Below are 22,011 nucleotides of genomic sequence, written 5' to 3' on the forward strand. Positions count from 1 at the left end.
CTAAAGTGAAGGATTTCCCAAACCGGAAATCGACTTACCGAATTCGAAACGACGTGTCCGGCATTCTTCAATCCGGACATTCGCGACGACAGCAGATCGGACCGAACCATGAGCGACACGGCAGATAAACGCACCACCGTGACCATCGGTGACCAGACCTTCGAGCGCGGCCCCCAGGGTGCAACCCACCAGACCGCAGGCGGCGACATCCCAACCTTGACCACCCAGCAGGGTGTTCCCGTCGCGGATGACCAGAATTCCCTGAAAGCTGGCCCGCGCGGCGGAACACTTCTGGAAGACTTCCATTTCCGGGAGAAGATCTTCCACTTCGATCACGAACGCATTCCAGAACGCGTTGTTCATGCCCGCGGCTACGGCGCTCATGGCTTCTTTGAACTCACAGACTCCCTCTCCGACTACACAACTGCAAGCGTCCTCGGAAAAACCGGCACCCGCGTCCCGGCATTCGTCCGCTTCTCAACCGTCGCAGGTGGCAAGGGCTCATTCGATCTCGCCCGCGACGTCCGCGGTTTCGCCGTGAAGCTCTACACCGAGGAAGGCAACTGGGATCTCGTGGGCAACAACATGCCCGTGTTTTTCATCCAGGACGCCATCAAGTTCCCGGACATGGTACACGCTGTAAAGGAAGAGCCCGATCGCGGCTTCCCGCAGGCGCAGTCCGCCCATGACAACTTCTGGGACTTCGCATCCCTCTCGCCCGAAACCGTTCACATGCTCCTCTGGATCATGTCAGACCGGGCCATCCCCCGCTCTTTCCGCTTCATGGAAGGCTTCGGCGTCCATACCTTCCGGCTCATAAACGCCGAAGGAAAATCCACCTACGTAAAGTTCCACTGGAAGCCGAAGCAAGGCCTTCAGTCAGTTGTCTGGAACGAGGCCGTCAAGATCAACGGCGCCGACCCTGACTTCCACCGCCGCGACCTCTGGCAAGCCATCGAGTCCGGCGACTACCCGGAATGGGAACTGGGCGTACAGCTCTTTGACGACGCCTTCGCCGACAAATTCGACTTCGATATTCTGGATGCGACCAAACTCATCCCGGAAGAACTCATCCCCGTTCGACGGATCGGTCGCCTCGTGCTGGACCGTATGGTGGACAACTTCTTCGCCGAAACCGAACAGGTCGCCTTCTGCACCCAGAACGTCGTCCCCGGTATCGGCTTCACCAACGATCCGCTCCTGCAAGGCCGGAACTTCTCGTATCTGGACACACAGACAAAGCGTCTCGGTGGCCCGAACTTCACGCATATCCCCATTAACGCGCCCAAATGCCCGTTCCACAACTTCCAGCAGGACGGCCACGCCGCCATGCACAACCCGAAGGGTCGTGTAAACTACGAACCCAACTCCTGGGGTGCAGGTCCGCGTGAAAACCCCAAGACCGGCTACAGGCACTTCCCCGATGACAACGGTCGCACGACCCGCGAGCGCGGTGAACTCTTCGCCGATCACTACAGCCAGGCACGCCAGTTCTACATCAGCCAGACAAAGCCCGAACAAACGCACATCAAGAACGCGTTTGTCTTCGAGCTCAGCAAGGTTGAAACTCCAAACATTCGTTCCCGCGTTATCGCCCATCTTCTGAATGTGGATGAAACGCTGGCCAAGGGCGTGGCCGAAGGTCTGGGCCTGAAAGAGCTCCCCGCCCCAGCTCCAGCCGCCCGTACACCCATCACGGATCTGGCCGCCTCAACAGCGCTCAGCATCCTCAAGAACGGCCCTGACTCTTTCGCAGGCCGCAAACTGGGTGTCGTGATTACAGAGGGTACGGATGCAGCCCTGCTGGACGCTCTCCAGAAAGCCGCAAAGGCGGAAGGGACATTGATTGAACTGGTCGCCCCCGTTGTGGGCGGCGTAACGCTAACCGATGGCAAAACCATCCCGGCAGGCCAGAAAATCGTCGGCGCCCCATCCGTGCTTTACGACGCCGTCGTGCTGCTCACTTCTGCGGAAGGGACAAAGCTTCTGAGCAGGGAAGCAACAGCCCGTGACTTCGTGGCAGATGCCTTCGCCCACGCCAAGTTCATCGCCTACGGCCCGGACGCTGCCCCCCTTCTAGCAAAAGGCGGCATCACGCCCGACGAGATGGACGATGGTGTAATCGCCATCAAAAACGATGGCGATTTTAAACCCTTCATCGCAACCTGCCGGAAGCTCCGCTTCTGGGATCGTGAAGCCAAAACCCACAGCGTCTGACACACGCACAAAAAAAGCCGGGGATCATACCCCGGCTTTTTTAATGCTGAACAGAGGCCGCAACCCGCCGATCAGCTTCCTGCCGAACATGCGCAAAATCCTGCTTCAGCGGCTTGCCATGCTCCACCATCAGCACGCCGCCCACATACACCTGCTCCAGATTTTCCTGAGCCGCCGCAAAAACCAGCGTGGCATACGGGTCAAACACATACCCAAGATTGGTCGGATCAATCACAAGAAAATCCGCAAATTTCCCAGCTTCCAGGCTTCCAAGCCGATCCCCGACTTCCAGAACATCCGCACTCCCCCGCGTGTGCAGGCGCACCACATCATACGGGCTCATGATTGCAGCACTTTGGTACTTGTCCCGGATGGCATAAAGCCCGGTCCGCATGTTCTCGAAAGGATCTGCCAGATCCGCACTGGCTTCCCCATCCTCTCCCATCCCAACCCGCAGACCCGCTTTCAGGTAAGCCGGAATATCGGCCGTTCCCGATGCCAGACGACCATTGGACAGCGGATTCCAGACCATAGACGCCCCAGCCTTTACGGATCGGGCAATAATCTCAGGCGTCGTATGAATGAAATGACCGAAAATCAGATGCGGCCCGAGAATGCCTTCATCCTCAAACCAGTGGAACCGGGCCTGCTGAGCTGAAACGTTCTCAGGTGGCTCCAGATAATGACTCTGGTTGGACAGATGATACTCCCGCATCAACGCCCCTTCGATCTTCGCAACGTCTCCGGTGTCGTGAAATCCCGTCCCACCATTGATCATCACGGACAGGAACGTGGATCCCACATGCTGCCCGGCAGACCACGCCAGAAAATCCCCGACATGCTGACGAGCCTTTGCCAGTGACACATCGGCTTTACCGGGCAATGGCTCAAGACCATGTACAAATCGAATGCCGGAGACTGTTTCAGCCTGAAACTGCAACCGATCCGTTTGCGCGACCATCTTAGGGCTCGCCCCGCCATAATTAAAATTATAGGTAGCCGTGACGCCATGAGCGAGATGATCCAGCGCACCATCGAGAGTGAACCAATAAATATCCTCAGGTCGCGCCACACTCGCTTTCCCGGAATATAAAGCCGTAATCCATCCCATCAACGTTTGATCCGCCGCGAGGCCACGATACGCAGCCTGCCAGAGGTGGCTATGAGCGGAAATGAATCCCGGCATGACCCAATGCCCGTGCAGATCCATGTCCTGATCCGCTTGAATATCCTTGGGTGGAGCACCGGGGCCAATATGATCGATCACGCCATCTGAACGAACAGAAAAATACCCTTTAAAAGGCGCTTTCTGCCCATCGGCCATTGAAAAGATCAGGGCGTTACGAACCAGAAGATGAGAAGGTTCGGCGTAGGCTACACCCCCGGCACAGGCGGCCACCAGCATGGAACAGAGAATCTGAGCAGGACGAAGCATTTTCATGCCGGAACGATAACAGTCCCAGCGATCCGCACAAGCGCTGCGGCACTCTGCAATACTATGATGAAACGCGAGGCCGGATTGCAGAAATCTGATGACCAATATGGCCACCGCCTGCGAGTGTCCGTCGGCGGTGGCTGAAGAACCTCTGGTCCGTCAATGTATCCACACCCAGAACTTCAACCTGCTGAACACCAGCAGCTTTCAGCCGAGCCGAGCAGTATTTTGGCAAATCGAACATGAAATGCCCTGCCCGCTCTGCCACACGGAAAAACAGACCTGCGTTCCCGTCCTTAACCAGAACGGCATCCCGCATATCCGGGCCAACTTCATAACTCTCAGGCCCAATGCAAGGTCCGACTACTCCCCGGATATTCGTGGCACCCAGAGCTTTCATTTGCGTCACAACAGACTCGAGAACGCCGCCTACCGCTCCACGCCATCCAGCATGCGCGGCTCCCACAATCCGTCCATCCTCGGAAGCCAGAAGAACAGGCCCGCAGTCTGCCGTAATCACCCCAACACCGACGTCAGGGCGATCCGTCACCAGCGCATCGCCATCCTGCCCATGCCCCATAGCCCAGAGAACCGTCTCCCTGGTCACTGGAACCGTAATGTCACTATGCGTCTGCTTCAGACCCAGAAGCTTTTCTGGCTCAACCCCGATCTGCAGCGCAACACGCGCACGGTTTTCGCTCACGTTCGCCAGATCATCAGGAGACGACAGAGAGCAGTTCAGGCTGTCATAAGGTTTCGGGGACACACCGCCGAGGCGCGTAAAAAAGCCATGTGGCACGCCAAGACCATCACTTCTGAGAATAGCCTCAGACATGTGCGCTCTCCTGCGCCGGACGACGAAGGGCATACGTCATCAGGCCCAGCCCGGCGAGCGCCATCGGAATACACAGGATCTGCCCCATCGTGACCCCGCCGGCCAGAAAGCCGATATTCGCATCCGGCTCCCGAAAAAACTCACAGAAGCTCCGCGCGCAGGCATATCCAAAGAGGAACAACCCTGACAGAAATCCGAAATGTGCCCGCAATCTTGGACGGGTTGCCGCAAACAGCATGACGCACAACAGGAGAACGCCTTCCGTCAACGCCTCATAAAGCTCGGAAGGGTGCCGTGCCACGGGCCCACCTGTGGGGAATACCATGGCCCACGGCAGATCAGGCGATGCTGGACGGCCCCACAGTTCCCCGTTCACAAAGTTGGCGCAACGACCTAGCGCCAGCCCAATCGGAACCACCGGCACGATCCGGTCCGCAAAAGCCAGAAAGCTCAGACGGTTCTTCCAAGAGAAGAACGCCAGAGCCAGAATGACGCCCAAGGCCCCACCATGAAACGACATCCCGCCGTCCCATGTCTTGATGATGTCCACGGGGTGCGCGAGATAATCCAGAGGTCGGTAGAACAACACGTACCCAAAACGACCACCCAGCAGAACACCCAAAATAGCGTAAAACAGGAAATCATCGACCTGTTCACTGGTCGCTACTTCTGGTGCAAGTCTGTTCAATCGTCTCGCAATTGGCAACGCGATGATGAACGAGACCATATACGCCAACGCATACCAGCGCACCGGCAGCGGGCCGACATGAAACGCAACGGGGTCAAACCCAGGGAACATCAAGGGCTGGCTCAAAGGTTTGACTCCGCTCGGGAAAGATAATCACGCACATACTGCCGTATTCCGTCTTCAAGAGACGTAAACGGCGCATCATATCCTGCCTGACGCAAACGGCTCATGTCCGCACAGGTGAAGGACTGATACTGCCCGCGAAGCTTCTCGGGCATCTCGACGAACTCCACGTCCCGCGCCCGATGCGCAGCGTCACAGACTGCATGCGCCAGATCCAGATAGCTCCGCGCAACACCGGTTCCGCAGTTGAAAAGACCACTGACACCCGGATGGTCAAAAAGCCATAGCATGACGTTCACAACATCCCCGACCCAGATGAAATCACGCTTCTGCTGGCCATCGGCCATTCCTGGAACGTCAGATTTGAACAGTCGTGCCGCAGCCCCACGCTGAAGATCATCATACTTGACCTTCACGACGGAGATCATGGACCCTTTGTGATACTCATTCGGGCCATAAACATTGAAAAATTTCAGTCCAGCCCATTGCGGTGGGGCCGGATGCCCAGCTTCCAGTTCACGCTTTACCCACAGATCAAAAACCTGCTTTGACCATCCATAAAGGTTCAACGGTTTGAGATGATCAATCGCATCCAGCCCGTCACGGAACATCTCAGGCTGGTCCGCAGCGCCATATGTCGCCGCAGACGAAGCGTAAATCATCCGGACATCGTTCTGGGCGCACCAACGCCAGAGAAACTGCGACAACGCCACATTAGTCGACCAGACAAGGTCTCCGTCTCGTGCAGTCGTTGCGCTGATCGCGCCCATATGAAAGACCGCTTCGATCTTTGGCGCTGTCTCGAGGAAACTCGGGAGCGCCTCAGGCGTGATGATCTGATCCGGCGCATGAGACGCGAGGTTGCGCCATTTTACGCCCTCACGAAGCCGGTCCACAACAACCGTCCGCAGCCCGCGCTGACGCAGGGCGGCATGAAGGCACGATCCAATGAATCCGGCTCCGCCGGTGACGATAATCATCCTTCCTGTATAGTCTGCCCCCGAAAACGATCCAAGCGACGCGCCACACACGACACGCCGCCTCTCTGCAGGAGTTTCTCCCATGTCTGACAGACCCCGCTTCTTTGATGACCTCGCAGGTCTTGCCGGCAATGCTTTTTCGGCTGTTACCGGCGCACGCGAAGAACTTCACTCCATCATCCGCACCCGCGTTGACGAAGTCCTGAACTCGCTGGAACTGGTTCGTCGCGATGAGTTCGATGCCGTTCAGGAAATGGCGACGCGCGCGCGCATGGCACAGGACGAGGCAGAAGCACGCCTTGCTGCCATCGAATCGCGCCTGACAGCACTCGAAGACCTCGCAACTGAAGAAAAGGGTGGCCCTCAGGGCTGAAACGGTCGCTTTCGTTGCGATCCGGATGCAACACATCTTCGTACGAACTGATTGAAGCTGTGCGTGATACTTGCACACTTCACCAAGGCCACATAACGTGATCAACGTCAGGAGAGGTCATTCCCCTCCTGGCCGCAGACATCTGGAGCGCCGTACCGGTGCATGACCGGTTCCGGCCTCCACGGCCTTGGGAGATCCGACATGCCTGCCCTGAGCACCTCACTCACCACAGAAACAGAATCCCATCCGCTTGACCTCATGGAACAGGTCATGGGCCTCTACGAATGGGAATTCGAGCGCCTTGGCCAGTCCGAAATGGCGGCTCAGGCCCCAGGTCAATGGTGTGACTACTCTCTCTATTTCACCTGGTCAGACGAGCTTTCAGCCCTGCATCTGAACTGCACGCTGGATCTACGGTCCCCCACAGCACGTCGATCGGACGTGCATGAACTGGTCTCCCTCGCCAACAACAAGCTGTGGGTTGGTCATTTCATTATTGATCCGGAAACCGGTGTTCCCTCCTTTCGCCATACGCTCCTGATGCGTGGTGTCTCAACCCCTCCAGGTGAAAGCATGGAAGACCTGATCGATATCGCAATGTCAGAATGTGAGCGCTTTTACCCCGCCTTCCAGTTCACTCTCTGGGGCGGAAAATCTCCTCAGGATGCACTGGACGCTGCCATGCTTGATTGTGTCGGAGACGCATGACCTTGCCATCAACACCTTCAATTCTGCTGGTTGGTTGTGGGAAACTGGGAGGCGCGCTTCTCGACGGGTGGCTCGCCTCTCCCACACCTCCCCATATCATTGTCGTGGATCGACACAGATCCAGTTCGGACGATACCTTTTCAGTCGTTCGGGCCGCGTCTGACATTCCATCGACTTTTACGCCGGATATTATCGTTCTGGCCGTAAAACCTGCGACAGCGGAAGACGCGATCAGCGCCCTAGGAGAGTCCTTGGGCTCTCGCATGAAGAAGGCTGCTCTGCTTTCTGTCATGGCCGGCCGAACCTGTGCCGCCCTGTCAGATGCGACATCTAAAAGCGGCGCCACTCTCCCCATTCTTCGCGCCATGCCGAACACCCCTTCAGCAATCGGCGCAGGTATCAGCGGTTTTTATGCGTCTCCTCAGGCGACAGAAGAACAGACAAGCCTCTGCCACGAACTGCTATTCGCTGTTGGCGATGTTGTCCGCGTCGATAGTGAGGAAGACCTTTTGGCAGTAACAGCCGTCTCCGGCTCGGGTCCTGCTTATGTGTTTCTTCTTGCTGAACTGCTCGAAAAAGCTGGAGAGGCGCACGGCCTGTCCCAAACGACAGCACGCCGTCTGGCACGGGGAACAATTTACGGCGCCGGGCGGATGTTGGATGACATGCCCGACGATGCTGCCGACCTGCGCAAAGCTGTCACCAGCCCAAACGGAACAACTGCTGCCGCCCTGAATGTTCTCATGGCACCAGACGCATGGCCGTCAAATATTTCAAAAGCCATTGACGCGGCCACAAAACGGGCCGACGAACTCGCCGGTTGATCGTTTCTCTCTGGTGGGAACTTGCTGACACTGGCAAACGCTCCCACCATTAAGAAACAAGATTTCTACAGGAGACCGGCATGGAAGAGCGGCAGGACCCATTTGATACCGATGAGCTGGCATCAGACAGCACACCGGAACTGGACAGGGAAGCCTTCGATATTGCTCTCCTCCAGTCTGCCCTGAGCCTCGCCGGTTCAGACGGCTGGCACCGGTTTTCTCTAGTTGATGCAGCGCGCGAGGCAGGCCTGCCTGTTGATGCTGTGCGTTCCCGCTATCCAGTCAAAGCACTGTTGCTGCTGCGTCTGGGGCGTCTGGCCGATGAAAGCGCGCTCCGTGACGAAGGAAATGGCGGGACACTTCGCGAATATCTTTTCGACCTGATGATGCGCCGATTCGATATTTTCGAAGAATATCGAACAGGCGTCAGGGCTGTCCTTCACGCCGTTCCCTATGATCCCGCCCTGGCAGCGCTTTTAGCCGGTGCAACTGTGGACTCCATGCGCTGGCTCGCTGATGCAGCAGGCATGGACTGTTCTGGTCTCGGCGGCCTCTGGCGCATTAATGCCCTGACCGCCGTCTGGGGACACGCGCTCCGGGCCTGGGAAAAAGACGAAAGCCAGGATCTTGGAAGCACCATGGCTGCCTTGGATCAGGCGCTCAACAAAGCCGAGCGTCTCGGTATCCTGAAGGCTTCAGCCCGCCGCAAAATGGACGAAGCCATGCGCACTACAGGGCTGCCAGATCACGAACTGGAACTTGAATTCTGATATTGGGCTTTACGAGACGCATTGGTTCGGATTAAAAGCCGATCCATCGCGTTCGTAAACGCGATCTACTGGGGCGTAGCCAAGCGGTAAGGCAGCGGATTTTGATTCCGCCATGCGGAGGTTCGAATCCTCCCGCCCCAGCCAAATCTTTATAAATTCTGCTTCAGTCCAGGGCTTGCCTTGAACCGGACTGTCCGTCCCGGAGGAACTTCCACCGGTTCTCCTGTCCGCGGGTTTATCGCTTGGCGCGCTTTTGTTTCGCACACGGTAAACGTACCAAAGGAGGAGATAGTAAACCCTCCTTCACGTCTCAGTTCATCAATAATAGCATCTACAAGATCGTTAGCTGCTCGCTGTGCAGCAACGCCTGTACAGTCTATGGAGTCCTGAAGAACAGCTGCGAGAAATGCCTTACTCATAGATGCATTTTTCTCCTCTTGTGCGTCCCTGTCTCAGGATGCAGCTCCAACACCTGAACATTCACCATCTTTTACAGCATTCCTAAGTATTTCTTACAATACCATTAGGCAACGATGATATAATCGCTTCAGCAGCCCAAGCGTTCCATCGTCAGGAATTTCATGTCGCGTTCCATCTGCCTTTTTGCCTATCACGCGCCTGCACCAACACTGGCCCCACACACCCGCCATCTCCTCGATCAGATTGTGAGATGTGGGTTTGAACTGCATGTCGCCGTCTCCGGCCTGGACCCAAAAGATACGGAAGGATTAACAGTCCTTCAGAACAGTTTTACTTCTGGCCCCACACCAATCGCAGCGACCCTTTATCCCAGAGAAAACTCCGGTCTTGATTTTGGTGCCTGGCAGGACCTGCTCACCAGGAACTGCGATGCAGAAGCGACTGAAATTCTCTTTGCGAATGACAGCATTTTTGGGCCTATGACGCCCTTGCAGCCCATTGTGGACAACATGCGAGCCCATCATTCCCCTGTCTGGGGCATGGTGCGGTCAGAGGCTATTACAGCCCATCTCCAGTCATGGTTTCTCGTCATGACACGGGAAACCCTCGATCATCCCGCCATAAGGCGCGTGTTTGAGCAGCCATTCAACAGCATGAGCAAGCCGGAAATTGTCTTGCATGGTGAGTTAGGCCTTGGCTTGGCGATACAGGCAGCCGAACTGGAGATGACAGCCTCCTGGAGCAGCAAACGGGGGCTGGCACGCCTTCTTTCGTTGAACCCAATGCATACAGACTGGCGCACCGTGCTTCACTCAGGGCAAGCACCATTCATCAAGACAGAGCTTCTCCGCGACAACCCAAGTGGAGTAGCGTCAGTCCATCTCTGGCGAAGCGAAATTCCTGACAAAACCTTTTTCGACCCCGACTGGATCGCACTCTACCTGGCCAACAACCCGCCGCGCGTTCAGCACAAAAAGGCCGGTTTCCGAGCGCGACTGGTTCAGGCCTTGGCCAGTGAAGACAGACTACGTGCTTTACCAGCGCTTTTAATGGGCCACTAAATTGACTTTACGCTTCGCCACGCGCTCCAGAAAGCCAAGAAGCTCTTCTGTTTGCGCTTCGTACGTGGCCAGACTGCTCTTGAATGGATTGACGTATCCATCGAATTTTTCGGCCTGACCCAGCAAGGATTCGACGGCCGCAGCCAGTGTCTCAGGACGTCCATCAAGAGGGAGATGCGTTCCATTCACCCCGTCCACAACGTCCTCTGATTGTCCGCCGGGAGCAGTCGCAACAACCCAAACGTCACGCGCCAAAGCTTCACGAACTGTCAGGCCGTAACTCTCTTTCCACTGGGACGGAAACAGCAAGACATCAATCTGGTCATAGAAATCATCGAGTCCGGCCTGTGTGAAGGCAGGAACAATTTTCAACTCCCCTTTCACTGACCAGTCTTCAGCATGAATGGACCTGAAACCAAGATTAATCTTGTTATCGACCAGAACCAGTTCCCAGTCAGATCGCTCCAGAGACTCCATACATTTTTTGAGTTGTGGATATCCCTTTACGGCCTCTGTCCCACCGACGAATCCAAAACGGATGCGAGAACCAGGCGTTCGCTGACGACGAGATCGTTCAGGCCACCGAAAGCCATTCCGGTTCACAACAATCCGCTCAGGCTCAACACCATTGGCAAGATAAAGCTGACGATGTGCCTCAGACGGGCTTATCAATAAAGCCGCTTCAGCCAGAGCCTGATGCATGATCGTCACACGATCTCGCAAATGTCGGGCATGAGGTTGGCACATCTGGCAAACCTGCTGGTCAATACGGGTCTGGAAGCAGTAACGCCCATCCTCCCGAACCATAAACTGCCTGTCGCATAGCCACCACGCATCATGCAGTGTCAGAACATAAGGAACTCCCCGTTCCTGACAAACCCGTAGCATGGCAGTACCAAGCCCCTGAGCGGCATGCACATGCACCACATCAGGCTGGTAAGCATCGAGCCAACCGGCAAACACCTCAGCCATCTGCGGGTTGTCCAGAGCACCAATAAGGTCCGTTCCCTCCGGGATAACCGCAGACAACACGTCCGTGCCGTTGATGACGTAGCGAATACTTCCTGACAAATTCTCGTCCAGGCGTGGACGGGATGTCATGATTCCAACTTCAACACCGCGCTGCGTGAGCCGGGTTGCCAGTTCCTCCGCGACGATCGTCGCACCCCCGAATGAGCGGGGAGCGTAATAGACATTCGCCATCAGGACTCGCAGAGCTTTCCGCTCTGGTATCACGGGCGTACCAAAAACAGCCTGCCCCTTCGTGACAGCCATTGCTTCAGGCGCGTATCGCTCCATCACATCCTGACGGGCCTGAATCGCTAAACGCTGACGCAATGGCATATCTCGTGCCAAGGTCAGAAAACTCCGCTTCCAGTCATCATCGGTAACGGCCAGCAGGCCATTTTCGCCATGTCGCATAACTGAAAGAAAAGCATTCCGAGGGGAACAGATGGCAGCAACCCGAACGACTGCCGCCTCTAGAAATTTGATATTGCTCTTGCAGTCATTGAAAAGCGTGGGCTCAAGAGGCGCAATCGCAATATCCGTTCGGGAGAGTGCCGCGAGATAGTCGCGATAAGAGAGTTCTGTCAGGCGCTCCACACGGTCTCCGAACCTGTGAAAGTCATCCGAAAGTTTAAGCTGACCAATGACCCGCAGACATAACCGCGGCTCATCTTCCATCGCAGCAATTAGCCCAGCCTGAGCCTGCCGAAAATCTTCATCATGCGTATTGGTTCCTGATCCATACGAAACCCACACACGCTCCACGTCCGTACCTTCATGGGTCGGAAGCGACGCCGCGATCTCAAGCGTCTCATGATCAAGCGCATTTTCCAGCACTGAGACGTCAGGCAGTCCTGCATCCAACATGGCCTGCGCCAATGCCTGGGTCGAAGCGATACCTCGGCCACAAGCCAGCATGCAGCGCCTGAATAAGGTAACACCCGACATGAGCAGATCCTGCTCTGCCTGCGGCAAACTGCTGATGTTCCCATTTTGAAGATACTCTTCAGCATCAAAAATAAGATCATCCACTTCCCACCACGGCTCAAGACGCAGGCGGTGGGCCTCGGCGACCAGCTTCATGACAGTCTCGAAGCCAGGAACCCTGTAGAAAATCACCCGCGTACAAAGCTGCAACCCGGACATGGCAACACCAATGTCCCGCCAGTCCACAACCTGAACAGACCATCCAAGACGCTCCAGCAGATCCCGCTTTTGCCACACACGATACTTCGCGCACTGCCGCAAAGAGACTTCTGCGATGATCAGAATTTTCGGAGCAAGAGATGCTGCGGCCTCATCAAGCAGATCACTGTAAACGGAGTGGCCAGCCACAACTTCGTCAGACGTAACTTGCCGGGTAGCCTTTGAAAGAACGGAGTTTCTCTTCTTGCCAGAGCGAGGAAGAGCTTGGCGCGCCAGTGCCCCCCCTACTGCCCGAAGGCCGCCTTTGCTCCAAAGCTCAGTAACGCGATCAGGAAGTTCTTTAAGGGGCCGGCCCGAGGGAAGCCGCCCAAGAGACAAGCCTCTTACCAGCCGCAGTGGAGCGGTGACCCGCCACGACAGAGAACTCTGAACAAGCGCCATCTGATCCCGCAGATGCGTGTTTTCAATTTGTAGCCCATCGGCTCTCATTCCGTTCAAACGTGCTGAGCTGCGGTAACTCTCAAGCAAAACCGTCTGCGAATCTTCTTCAGCTGTACCTGGAAGGAGGGTCACGTTGGAGCCGGGCTGCACTGTCATCAGAGAAAAGGCCAAAGTCTATGAAGGGGTGGGCACAAACAAAAAAAGCTGGGTTCTTTCGAACCCAGCTTTCTTCATGAATGCTGGCAAGCCAGCAAACAGGGTAGATTAGCTCAGATTGAAGCTGGAAGCCTTCAGATCTGTAACGCCGAGGAACGTGATCTTGGAACCGTCGGAGAGTGCAATGGTCGTGTTGCCACCGGCAACAGTTGCATTGGACAGAACGTTCTCAAGTCCACCGTTGTTCTGAAGGCCGTACTGGTACAGAGCCATCAGGTTACCAGCTGCGCTGCCAAAGTCACTGATGGTGTAGTTGCCACCAGCAGCACCCTTGTTCAGAGCAAACAGGTTAGCAGAGCCGGAACCACCCTCAAGGGTAGCATTGCCCGTTCCACCAACCAGCGTATCGGCACCGGTTCCGCCAATGACGGTCGTGTTGCCGGTACCTGCGAAAGCCTGCAGGACACCGTGGGAAGACGCAGCAGAAATTGCTTCGTCACCATCGTTACCTACGAACAGGCTGTAACCGGACACACCATCGAACTGAGCGTTCAGGCCGGATGCACCGAACATGGTAGCATTGCCAGCCGTGATGGTGGTGTTGCCCGTACCGTTCAGGAAGGACAGGGAACCATCGACACTGATGCTGTTGCCCGTACCACGGATCTGCTGGAAGTCACCTGCAGCAGAAATGGTATCGTTCAGACCACCAGCGACCGTAGCAGTCGTTCCAGTCGCGAAGTACGTGCTGGAGCTACCACCCGTGATGAAGCCGTTGCTACCAACCGATACGGTGTTTGCGTACGTCGTGTCGTAAACCGTGGCGTTGGCGCCAAGAGTTACGACCGAGCTGCCACCCAGCAGGGTAACAGTGTCGGTGCCAGCGGAACCATCGATCGTGTCCTGGCCCTCGGAACGAACAACGTTCGTACCTGAACCCAGGGTGATCAGGTTGTTGCCTGTTCCGCCATCGATGGTGTTGTTGCCATCGGTGCCATGAATTGTGTCGTTCCCGGAACCGGTAGCGATGTTCCAGTTACCAGTCTTGCCTGTGCCTGCGAAGGTGTTGTTGCCAACGCCACCGACAAACACGCCGTTCTGGTTTCCAGCCTGAACCGAAACGCCCGCCCAGCTACCAGTCAGCAACTGGATATTCGACGCTGTATTGCCCGTAAGGTCAATCGAAACAGATCCATTGAGCGTATCTGTAGGATTAGCCGAACCTGCCGGATTGTATGAACCAGCCGAAATGTAAGCTACATCACCGATGATGCTATAGCTTCCACCTTGAGTAATAGCGCCATGAGAAACGCTTGCATTACTTGGGCTACTGTTACTGCCTGGCACCAGATCGTAGTTCACCAGACCGCTGATACCAGCGATAGCTGACGAATATTGACTGGCCAGAGCGTGGGCCTGCGCACCGTCGACCGTGACCGCAAGGGTCTGGCCGGAGGCGCCAACCACGGTAGTGATTGCCATTACCATGCACTCCTAAAAAAGGTTGCCTCGCACTGGCGGCCCTCAGACCACCCAAATGATCGAGTGACGAGTCTTGCATATATCAAAGCCTCATCACCAAAAGCAATAAGGATCTGACGCACCTACACAAGAACCACCCCAACATCGGAGCAATATAAAGGTCCACTCACAGTGCAATACCCAACTGTGCTTAAAAAGACACAGACAGGCAGGGGCAGGAATGCCCCATCACAGAAGGGAGCATTTTACGAAGAGTTGCAATGACAGGTTAAACTTTACAGCAGGCAATCAATAAAAAATTAAAATACTTCACAAAAAACAAACAGAAGGAGGGATTGTGTCTCTACAATGCCTTAAGATGCTCTTCACACCATAATCCTATACGAATCTGTAAATTGCACCTGTGACAAACATATTCCCAACCTCCCTCTCCCCCGCTCTGCAGGATCAGTATCTGGCTGACTTAGCCATTTTGCTTACCCAGAGGCCAACAACCGAGGCAATCTTCTGCCAGCAAGAAGATTGGGGTGACCACGCCGTCAGAACAATTACGTGGCTGGTGAACGGCTTGCAGGATAAATCTCAGCAAGCAGCCACGATCCTGCTTTCTGCAACTCTTGACGATGAGCTTGGCTCCCAGCTCAGGACCCATCTGGAGCTTGAAGGCAATCTTCCGGAAACAAGATTCACTAGCGTCTTCCAGAACACTGACGCAGGGCTAATCCTCTGTCGGCAGGCACATGAAAAACAGAATACAGTCTCCAGCATTCCAGTGGTTCTGGTTGGAAAAAACTCCCGGCCACATTCAGAAGAAATACGCCTTTCGGATTATATTTCGCTCTGCCCAGCAGGAACTCACCCCCTTATAGAACTCCTTAGGGGTCAGTCAGACACTTCTCGCAGCTTCCGTCACAGGGTTCGCCAACTCCTTGCCCATGACCTGACCATGCGTCGGGCTAACACAGAGCTTCAGCGATATAGAAAAGCCGCCGAGCAAGCCGAGCGCACGGTCCATACTCTTCGGATTGAAAGCCGATCTCTTTCAAGAGATCTTCGCAGTCGGAACGAGAAGGTCACATCCCTAACGCACATTCTTGACCCCATCCGTCAGGAACGTGACGTGTTCCGCACAAAAATGATGGAAGAGAGCCAGAAGCGGGCAGAGCTTGAACATCACTACACGGAAAATCGTGCTGGTCTGGAGTCTCTGGAAGCCTTCCTCTCGCAACCTGCCCCTCTGTGGCGCCGAGTCCTACGATCATTTCGAAAGCCGTTCATTCCCTATATTCCAACGCTTCCAGAACTGCAGCCTCAGTCGAACAAGGAAGATCTTTCGTCCAGTGCCGCTTCTGTCCCGAGCGAGACCACCGACAGCCCCGACACTCACGGGTCTTCACCCGATGGCATACAGCGCGTTCTTTTCATCGCAGGAGAACCCAACACTCCGGGTGTGGCTTATCGATGCGCCCGGAACGCTGAAGCTGCCCAAAATGCCGGATATGAAGCGCGCATCCAGCCGTGCGCCGCAGTAGGCTACGAGGATATCCGCTGGGCCGACGTCCTGATCTTCTGGCGCGTAGAATACAGCGGGCATGTCAGCACCATCCTTGATCTCGCCCAGCAGGAAGGCGTCAAAACCATTTTTGACGCTGATGATATTGTCTTCGTTCCACATTACGCCCGCGTCGACTTCATAGATGGCATCCGCTCTGTCGGGGCGACAGAAGAACGTATCGAGCGTTGCTTTGCAGACATGCGCCGAACTCTTGTCCGCTGTGATCAGGGATCGACCACGACACGCGAGCTGGCCCTTGCGATGCATGAGCTACGACCCGTCGTTCACCTTCTCCCGAATGTCTATGATCATGAAACACTGCGTCGATCGCGTCTCGGCTATCGCCTCCGCGGAGAACCTGGCCGTGCGACGTCCGAAGACGGCCTGATCCGCATTGGATACGCCACAGGCTCGCGAACCCACCAGCGTGACTTTGCAATTGCCTATCCCGCTTTGACACATGTGCTGAAGACCCACCCCAATGCACGGCTGGTTCTATTCAGAGAGAAGGACAATCATCGACCCGTTCTCCTGATGGAAGAGTTTCCCGCACTTAAAGCCGTGGAAAACCAGATCGAATGGCGAGACATGGTCCCGCTGTCCGAACTTGGAGAAGAGTTCGCCAGATTCGATATTTCCATTGCTCCGCTGGAAGTTGGAAACGTCTTCTGCGAAGCCAAAAGCGAAATCAAATTCCTTGAAGCTTCTCTGGCCGGGAATGCCTCGATCGTTTCCCCAACAGGCCCCTTCCGGCGCATTGTAAGAGATCACGAAACCGGCCTGCTCGCTGAAACGCCCGAAGACTGGACCCGTGCCCTTCTGAAACTGGTCGACAACCCCGATCTACGCCGCACGCTGGCGCGCAACGCCTACCATGACGTTCTCTGGCCCTTCAGCCCGGAAGCTCAGGCCCGGCGCATGTCACTGGCACTCTCTTCTCTCAATGGTGATGTGGAAGCAGCTCAAGCCGCAGAGACCCTTCTCGCCCGGAGCCGCCTGAAGTCCCCGGCGCTCCCGGTCATTCCGGGAAGTGAGACCCTCTTCCACCATGATATTCTGGGGGAAGCGGAGGTCACCGTCATTGTGACATCCTACAATTACGCCAATCACGTTCTGGATGCTCTGGACTCCGTCGCAGCCCAGACACTTCCCATTCTGGACCTTATCGTGGTGGACGATGGGTCAACGGATGAATCTCTTGACCTCATCAGGATCTGGATGGAACGACACACCAGTCGCTTCAACCGCCTGATCTTCAGGCGGTCCATCCGCAATGCGGGGCTGGGTGGCGCACGAAACATCGGCATGGACGCAGCAGAAACCCCCCACACCCTGCAACTGGACGCGGACAACATCCTGCGTCCGGATGCCTGTGAAACCCTGCTGGCTGCCATGACATTTGGCATCGCCTACGCCTATCCACTGATCCAGTGCTTCGACGAAAACGGGCCAATCGTTACGAAGAAGACCCCTGATCCGACGACACCGCCCGGCGCACCCGTTCTACTGGGGGATCTACCCTCCAATCCCCTGACACTGGTTTCAGGCAATCGCATTGATGCCATGGCCATGGTCGCCAAATGGGCGTGGGCAGCAGCCGGCGGCTACTATGTTTCACGTGAAGCAATGGGCTGGGAAGACTATGATCTCTGGTGCACTTTTGCTGAACTCGGACTACCAGGACGGCAGGTTCCAGCCGTTCTGGCAGATTACAGGCAACACAGCAGTTCCATGACCAACGCATCGACAGAGCGTGCTGCCCATAAAGCGCGCGTCGTCGCATATGTGCAGGACAGACACCCCTGGATCAATCTGACAGCAGAGAAGGCCCATCAGAGAGTCTAACCTCTCCGAGATACATCTCTCAGACGAAAAAAACCCCGGACAGTTTCCTGTCCGGGGTTTTTCATGAAAAGGCCGGATCGCAAGATCCAGCCAACTCATAATCAGAACGGTGCGTCGATATCCACGACATCAATCAGCTTGTGATTCACAAACTCCTTGATGCCCAGACCAATCAGTTCGCGGCCATAACCGGAACGAGCCACACCACCGAACGGCAGATCAGCCTTCACCATCGTCGGATGGTTCACATAGACCATGCCCGTGTGGATCTTCTCGGCAACCTTCACGCCACGCGCCGTATCCTTGGTAAAGACGGAACCGCCCAGACCAAACGGCGAGTCATTGGCAACGCGAATTGCCTCAGCCTCATCCTTCACACGATAAAGCTGCGTGACAGGGCCAAAGAATTCCCAGTGACGGGCTTCGTTGTCGCCATGCAGGTTCGTCATCAGAAGCGGTTGGAAGAACGCGCCCTTCTCTGGAACCGGTGCGCCGATCACTTCAACAACAGCGCCATGCTTCTTGGCTTCTTCAACCTGAGCCTTCAGATCATCAGCAGCCTTCTGTGAAGACAGCGGCGCAAGCGTCGTAGCCGGATCCATCGGATCACCCGCCTTGAACTTGAGAACCTCAGCCTTATAGATCTCAAGGAACTTGTCGTAGATCGCGTCTACAACGATCAGGCGCTTGGAAGACACGCAGACCTGGCCGGCATTCCAATGACGCCCGAAAGCAGCCCACTTGGCAGCCTTTTCAACATCGGCATCTTCAAGCACGACGAATGCATCGGCACCGCCGAGTTCCATCGTTGCCTTCTTGAGCGCCTGACCAGCCGTGCTGGCAACAATGGCGCCCGCACCTTCAGAGCCGGTCAGCGCCACACCACAGACGCGCGGATCATTCAGGATCACGGCCGTATGATGACGGGCAGCATAAAGGTTGTGGAATGCGCCCTTTGGCAGGCCAGCCTCGATCATCAGATCATCGAAGATAGCAGCACACTGCGGCACATTGGATGCATGCTTCAGCAGAACCGTATTACCGGCAGAGAGCTGCGGCGCGATGATACGAGCGATCTGATAATACGGGAAATTCCAAGGCTCAATCGCAAAGACAATACCCTGCGGCTGATGGATCAGGATGGCTTCGCCTTCTTTCGGATCAGCAACCGGAAGCTTTTCCGGCTTCAGAAGCTCTTCTGCGTTCTTGGCGTAATATTCAAAGATCTCAGCGGAGAGAATGGTCTCCAGCTTTGCTTCTTCATAAAGCTTGCCCATCTCAAGGGTGAGAAGCTTCGCATATTTATCGATGTCACGGCGAAGGATTGCGCCTGCAGCAGCCATAACCTTGGCGCGGTCTGCAAAGGAAACGTCGCGCCAGCTCTTAAATGCCTCATACGCGTCGGTGATCGCCTGCTGAACTTCCTGGTCAGTTGCTTCCGGGAAGGTTTTAAGCGTTTCACCCGTATATGGATTGGTCGTAGCGTAAGCCATGACGGAAAATCTCCGTTGAATAAAATGGTACCCTGCATATTGGCATGAAAGCCATGGTACGGAACCCCCAACCCCTCAAAAGTTTGAAAGTTCACATAGCCGTGTTCTGTTTAAGCTCTTCCAGCCATGCTCGTGCGTTACCATCGGACGGTGCCCTCCAGTCTCCGCGCGGAGAAAGAGAGCCGCCAGCAACGATTTTTGGCCCATTTGGCATGGCAGAGCGCTTGAACTGACTGGTGGCAAAAAACCTGTGGATAAAAATCCTTAACCAGTGACAGATTTCTTCCAGATCATAGGATTTTCGCCGGTCTTCAGGGAAATGCATCGGCCACGAACCTGTTGTAACACGTCCCCATGCCTTTTCAGCCAAAAAGGCGATACGTGACGGGCGAAATCCATACCTGAGCACATAGAAAAGCGTGAAATCCTGCAAGGCATACGGGCCAATCATCTGCTCCGTACTCTGAATTCCCTGCCCTACATCCGGAACAAGCTCAGGGGAGATTTCAGCATTGACGATCTTCTCCAGAACGTCTGGTGCACCACCTTCCAGTCCACCTTCCCGGACCAACCAGCGAATGACATGCTGGATCAGCGTCTTCGGCATTCCAGCGTTCACATTGTAGTGAGACATCTGATCCCCGACGCCATAGGTGCACCACCCCAGCGCCAACTCGGAAAGGTCACCCGTCCCGATGACAATGCCGTTTCGATGATTGGCCAGACGGAAGAGAAAGTCCGTTCTCAGTCCTGCCTGCACATTCTCGAAGGTAATGTCATGAACCGGCTTGCCCTCTGCATAAGGATGACCAATGCCCGCCAGCATCGTCTCGGCCGCAGGCCGAATATCGAGCTCATTGGTTTCTACACCCAGCGCTGACATGAGCGCATGCGCAAACCCACGGCTTTCACTCCCGGTGGCAAATCCGGGCATCGTGTAGGCAAGGACATGCGTTCGGGGCCAGCCAAGCTCATCAGCAGCTCTGACAGCGACCAGCAGCGCCAGCGTACTATCAAGTCCTCCGGAAACACCAATGACAGCACGCTGGGCACCACTCGCCTGCAACCGCTGACGCAGCGCGCTCACCTGAATGGTCCAAGCTTCGTAGCAATCCCGAGCCAACGTCTTCGGATCAGAGGGAACAAAAGGGAATCTTGCAACGTCGCGCTTTAACCCAAGGTCTTCCAGTGGGGCAGACAAGGCGAAGCCAATGGTTCTGAAACGGTCACGCCCGACACCAAACTGACCCGTCCGCAAGCGCTCCTGCCGGAGAAGATCAAGATCAACATCCGCCACCACCAGCCGCTCTCCCTGAGGAAAGCGATCTGACTGCGCGAGAAGACGGCCATTCTCGTGAATGGAAACCTGACCATCCCATGCCAGATCAGTGGTGGATTCCCCTTCCCCAGCCGCTGCATAAGCATACGCTGTCAAAGTCCGCATGGATTGCGCCTGGCACAGCAGAGAACGGTCATCTGTACGGCCAATTGTAACTGGCGACGCAGAAGGATTGAGAACAACACTCGCCCCCGCCTGAGCCAGCATTCCGCTCGGAGGGTTGGCCACCCACAAATCCTCACAGATCTCGACGCCCAGCGTTAGACCCGACAGATCATGTGCTTCAAACAGAAGGTCCGCGCCAAACGGAACCTCAGCGCTTCCAATCCGCACCAGTCCGGACGTTCCCAAGCCAGATGTGAACTGTCTGGGCTCATAGAATTCCCGGTATCGTGGAAGATAGGATTTGGGAACCACACCCAGAATACGCCCACGATGAATGACTGCTGCACAATTATAGAGCAGCTCCCCCCGGCAAAGCGGCAGCCCGACAACAGCAACACTCATCAGGTCAGCCGTCTGCCTGGCGAGCCACTCAAGGGCAGTTCGGGCACCATCCAGCACCACATCCTGGAACCGCAAATCATCAAGCGTGTAGCCGGTCAGTCCCAGTTCCGGAAAAACAACCGTAGCAACACGCTGGCGGTCGCATTCCTTCAGGACCTCAAGAACCCTTTCCGCATTCGCGTACGGTTCAGCCAGCGAAACGGGAAGCGTACAGGCTGCAATCCGGGCAAAACCCTGATGATAAAGTGAGCGGAATCTGGTCATGGTGCCTCTCTCAGACCCAGGCGACGCAGAAGCGGGCGCCACGTTTCAATATGTTCAGCGATACAGCCATTACGAAATTGAACCGGAGAGGCTCTGTGCCGTTCTGGCTTGCTCACCCCGTTTCTCCAACCGGAGGAACATTATGACCCAGGAGACTTACCAATGGATCTGCTTCGCTGGACGGTTGTCTTCCTCATTCTTGCCCTGTGCGCCGCCGTGCTTGGGTTCGGTGGGATTTCGGCAGATTTCGCCTATATCGGCAAGATCCTGTTCTTCATCTTCCTCGTACTGCTGATCATCAGCCTGATCTTCGGTCGCGGTCGCCCGAGACTCTGACAGGT

General features: G+C 55.7%; 17 protein-coding genes and 1 tRNA gene. 9 read left to right on the forward strand and 9 right to left on the reverse strand.

Features of this window, described 5'->3' with window-relative positions; all coding sequences use genetic code 11:
• Positions 1-108 precede the first annotated feature (108 nt).
• Positions 109-2,217 carry a catalase gene (locus ABDK75_RS00075; protein ID WP_346004633.1) on the forward strand — a complete coding sequence of 703 codons (2,109 nt, stop codon included), beginning with the start codon at positions 109-111 and terminating at the stop codon, positions 2,215-2,217.
• A 40-nt stretch (positions 2,218-2,257) separates the two neighbouring features.
• Here the strand turns inward: ABDK75_RS00075 and ABDK75_RS00080 are convergent, their stop codons facing one another.
• Genes ABDK75_RS00080 through rfaD form a run of 4 tightly spaced genes read right to left on the reverse strand, consistent with a single transcriptional unit; the run spans position 2,258 to position 6,278 of the window.
• Positions 2,258-3,658, reverse strand: a complete 1,401-nt coding sequence (locus ABDK75_RS00080; RefSeq protein WP_346004634.1) for an amidohydrolase family protein — start codon at positions 3,656-3,658, stop codon at positions 2,258-2,260.
• A 55-nt stretch (positions 3,659-3,713) separates the two neighbouring features.
• Complete coding sequence (pgeF, locus tag ABDK75_RS00085; protein WP_346004635.1) at positions 3,714-4,487, reverse strand: peptidoglycan editing factor PgeF; 774 nt, start codon at positions 4,485-4,487, stop codon at positions 3,714-3,716.
• The gene (gene lgt / locus ABDK75_RS00090; RefSeq protein ID WP_346005808.1) at positions 4,480-5,286 is read right to left on the reverse strand and encodes a prolipoprotein diacylglyceryl transferase; all 807 of its coding nucleotides are present in this window, start codon (positions 5,284-5,286) and stop codon (positions 4,480-4,482) included. The genes pgeF and lgt overlap by 8 nt, the downstream gene beginning before the upstream one ends.
• 11 nt (positions 5,287-5,297) lie before the next feature.
• Entirely contained in the window at positions 5,298-6,278 is a 981-nt protein-coding gene (gene rfaD / locus ABDK75_RS00095) for an ADP-glyceromanno-heptose 6-epimerase (RefSeq protein ID WP_346004636.1), read from the reverse strand.
• Positions 6,279-6,360: 82 nt separating this feature from the next.
• On the opposite strand from rfaD, the gene ABDK75_RS00100 reads away from it, so the two are divergent.
• From ABDK75_RS00100 to ABDK75_RS00120, 5 genes are all read left to right on the forward strand, one after another.
• On the forward strand, positions 6,361-6,651 hold the full coding sequence (locus tag ABDK75_RS00100) for an accessory factor UbiK family protein (RefSeq protein ID WP_099211189.1): 291 nt from the start codon (positions 6,361-6,363) through the stop codon (positions 6,649-6,651).
• A 201-nt stretch (positions 6,652-6,852) separates the two neighbouring features.
• The gene (locus ABDK75_RS00105) at positions 6,853-7,359 is read left to right on the forward strand and encodes a YbjN domain-containing protein (RefSeq protein ID WP_086634776.1); all 507 of its coding nucleotides are present in this window, start codon (positions 6,853-6,855) and stop codon (positions 7,357-7,359) included.
• Positions 7,356-8,183 carry a pyrroline-5-carboxylate reductase gene (gene proC, locus ABDK75_RS00110; RefSeq protein ID WP_167386114.1) on the forward strand — a complete coding sequence of 276 codons (828 nt, stop codon included), beginning with the start codon at positions 7,356-7,358 and terminating at the stop codon, positions 8,181-8,183. The genes ABDK75_RS00105 and proC overlap by 4 nt, the downstream gene beginning before the upstream one ends.
• An 80-nt stretch (positions 8,184-8,263) precedes the next feature.
• The gene (locus ABDK75_RS00115; RefSeq protein ID WP_046900333.1) at positions 8,264-8,953 is read left to right on the forward strand and encodes a hypothetical protein; all 690 of its coding nucleotides are present in this window, start codon (positions 8,264-8,266) and stop codon (positions 8,951-8,953) included.
• A 69-nt stretch (positions 8,954-9,022) separates the two neighbouring features.
• Positions 9,023-9,097 (forward strand) — tRNA-Gln (locus tag ABDK75_RS00120).
• A 5-nt stretch (positions 9,098-9,102) separates the two neighbouring features.
• Here the strand turns inward: ABDK75_RS00120 and ABDK75_RS00125 are convergent.
• A complete protein-coding gene (locus ABDK75_RS00125) occupies positions 9,103-9,372 on the reverse strand; it encodes an HU family DNA-binding protein (protein ID WP_046900345.1) in 270 nt (89 codons plus the stop codon).
• Between the two features lie 162 nt (positions 9,373-9,534).
• Here ABDK75_RS00125 and ABDK75_RS00130 point away from each other — a divergent pair, with 162 nt between their 5' ends.
• Positions 9,535-10,434: a rhamnan synthesis F family protein gene (locus ABDK75_RS00130; protein ID WP_346004637.1), complete on the forward strand. Its 900-nt coding sequence runs from the start codon at positions 9,535-9,537 to the stop codon at positions 10,432-10,434.
• Here the strand turns inward: ABDK75_RS00130 and ABDK75_RS00135 are convergent.
• Both ABDK75_RS00135 and ABDK75_RS00140 read right to left on the reverse strand, forming a co-directional pair.
• A complete protein-coding gene (locus ABDK75_RS00135) occupies positions 10,420-13,185 on the reverse strand; it encodes a glycosyltransferase (protein ID WP_346004638.1) in 2,766 nt (921 codons plus the stop codon). The genes ABDK75_RS00130 and ABDK75_RS00135 overlap by 15 nt on opposite strands.
• Positions 13,186-13,293: 108 nt before the next feature.
• Complete coding sequence (locus tag ABDK75_RS00140; protein ID WP_211508013.1) at positions 13,294-14,667, reverse strand: calcium-binding protein; 1,374 nt, start codon at positions 14,665-14,667, stop codon at positions 13,294-13,296.
• Positions 14,668-15,787: 1,120 nt separating this feature from the next.
• Between ABDK75_RS00140 and ABDK75_RS00145 the strand changes: the two genes are divergently transcribed.
• On the forward strand, positions 15,788-18,067 hold the full coding sequence (locus ABDK75_RS00145) for a glycosyltransferase (protein WP_346004639.1): 2,280 nt from the start codon (positions 15,788-15,790) through the stop codon (positions 18,065-18,067).
• 101 nt (positions 18,068-18,168) lie between these two features.
• Here the strand turns inward: ABDK75_RS00145 and ABDK75_RS00150 are convergent, their stop codons facing one another.
• Positions 18,169-19,560, reverse strand: coding sequence for an NAD-dependent succinate-semialdehyde dehydrogenase (locus ABDK75_RS00150; RefSeq protein WP_046900348.1), 1,392 nt, complete (start codon positions 19,558-19,560; stop codon positions 18,169-18,171).
• A gap of 91 nt (positions 19,561-19,651) precedes the next feature.
• Entirely contained in the window at positions 19,652-21,670 is a 2,019-nt protein-coding gene (locus tag ABDK75_RS00155) for an NAD(+) synthase (RefSeq protein WP_346004640.1), read from the reverse strand.
• Positions 21,671-21,832: 162 nt separating this feature from the next.
• Between ABDK75_RS00155 and ABDK75_RS00160 the strand changes: the two genes are divergently transcribed.
• Complete coding sequence (locus ABDK75_RS00160) at positions 21,833-22,006, forward strand: DUF1328 domain-containing protein (protein ID WP_046900350.1); 174 nt, start codon at positions 21,833-21,835, stop codon at positions 22,004-22,006.
• Positions 22,007-22,011 lie beyond the last annotated feature (5 nt).

Origin of the sequence: Gluconobacter sp. OJA (assembly GCF_039638325.1) — a bacterium.
Classification (GTDB): domain Bacteria; phylum Pseudomonadota; class Alphaproteobacteria; order Acetobacterales; family Acetobacteraceae; genus Gluconobacter; species Gluconobacter cerinus.

Excerpts from the sequence above, each read along its gene's own strand:
- ABDK75_RS00075 (WP_346004633.1), top strand. The coding sequence starts at position 109 with ATGAGCGACACGGCAGATAAACGCACCACCGTGACCATCGGTGACCAG.
- ABDK75_RS00080 (WP_346004634.1), bottom strand. The coding sequence starts at position 3,658 with ATGAAAATGCTTCGTCCTGCTCAGATTCTCTGTTCCATGCTGGTGGCC.
- pgeF (WP_346004635.1), bottom strand. The coding sequence starts at position 4,487 with ATGTCTGAGGCTATTCTCAGAAGTGATGGTCTTGGCGTGCCACATGGC.
- lgt (WP_346005808.1), bottom strand. The coding sequence starts at position 5,286 with ATGTTCCCTGGGTTTGACCCCGTTGCGTTTCATGTCGGCCCGCTGCCG.
- rfaD (WP_346004636.1), bottom strand. The coding sequence starts at position 6,278 with ATGATTATCGTCACCGGCGGAGCCGGATTCATTGGATCGTGCCTTCAT.
- ABDK75_RS00100 (WP_099211189.1), top strand. The coding sequence starts at position 6,361 with ATGTCTGACAGACCCCGCTTCTTTGATGACCTCGCAGGTCTTGCCGGC.
- ABDK75_RS00105 (WP_086634776.1), top strand. The coding sequence starts at position 6,853 with ATGCCTGCCCTGAGCACCTCACTCACCACAGAAACAGAATCCCATCCG.
- proC (WP_167386114.1), top strand. The coding sequence starts at position 7,356 with ATGACCTTGCCATCAACACCTTCAATTCTGCTGGTTGGTTGTGGGAAA.
- ABDK75_RS00115 (WP_046900333.1), top strand. The coding sequence starts at position 8,264 with ATGGAAGAGCGGCAGGACCCATTTGATACCGATGAGCTGGCATCAGAC.
- ABDK75_RS00125 (WP_046900345.1), bottom strand. The coding sequence starts at position 9,372 with ATGAGTAAGGCATTTCTCGCAGCTGTTCTTCAGGACTCCATAGACTGT.
- ABDK75_RS00130 (WP_346004637.1), top strand. The coding sequence starts at position 9,535 with ATGTCGCGTTCCATCTGCCTTTTTGCCTATCACGCGCCTGCACCAACA.
- ABDK75_RS00135 (WP_346004638.1), bottom strand. The coding sequence starts at position 13,185 with ATGACAGTGCAGCCCGGCTCCAACGTGACCCTCCTTCCAGGTACAGCT.
- ABDK75_RS00140 (WP_211508013.1), bottom strand. The coding sequence starts at position 14,667 with ATGGCAATCACTACCGTGGTTGGCGCCTCCGGCCAGACCCTTGCGGTC.
- ABDK75_RS00150 (WP_046900348.1), bottom strand. The coding sequence starts at position 19,560 with ATGGCTTACGCTACGACCAATCCATATACGGGTGAAACGCTTAAAACC.
- ABDK75_RS00155 (WP_346004640.1), bottom strand. The coding sequence starts at position 21,670 with ATGACCAGATTCCGCTCACTTTATCATCAGGGTTTTGCCCGGATTGCA.
- ABDK75_RS00160 (WP_046900350.1), top strand. The coding sequence starts at position 21,833 with ATGGATCTGCTTCGCTGGACGGTTGTCTTCCTCATTCTTGCCCTGTGC.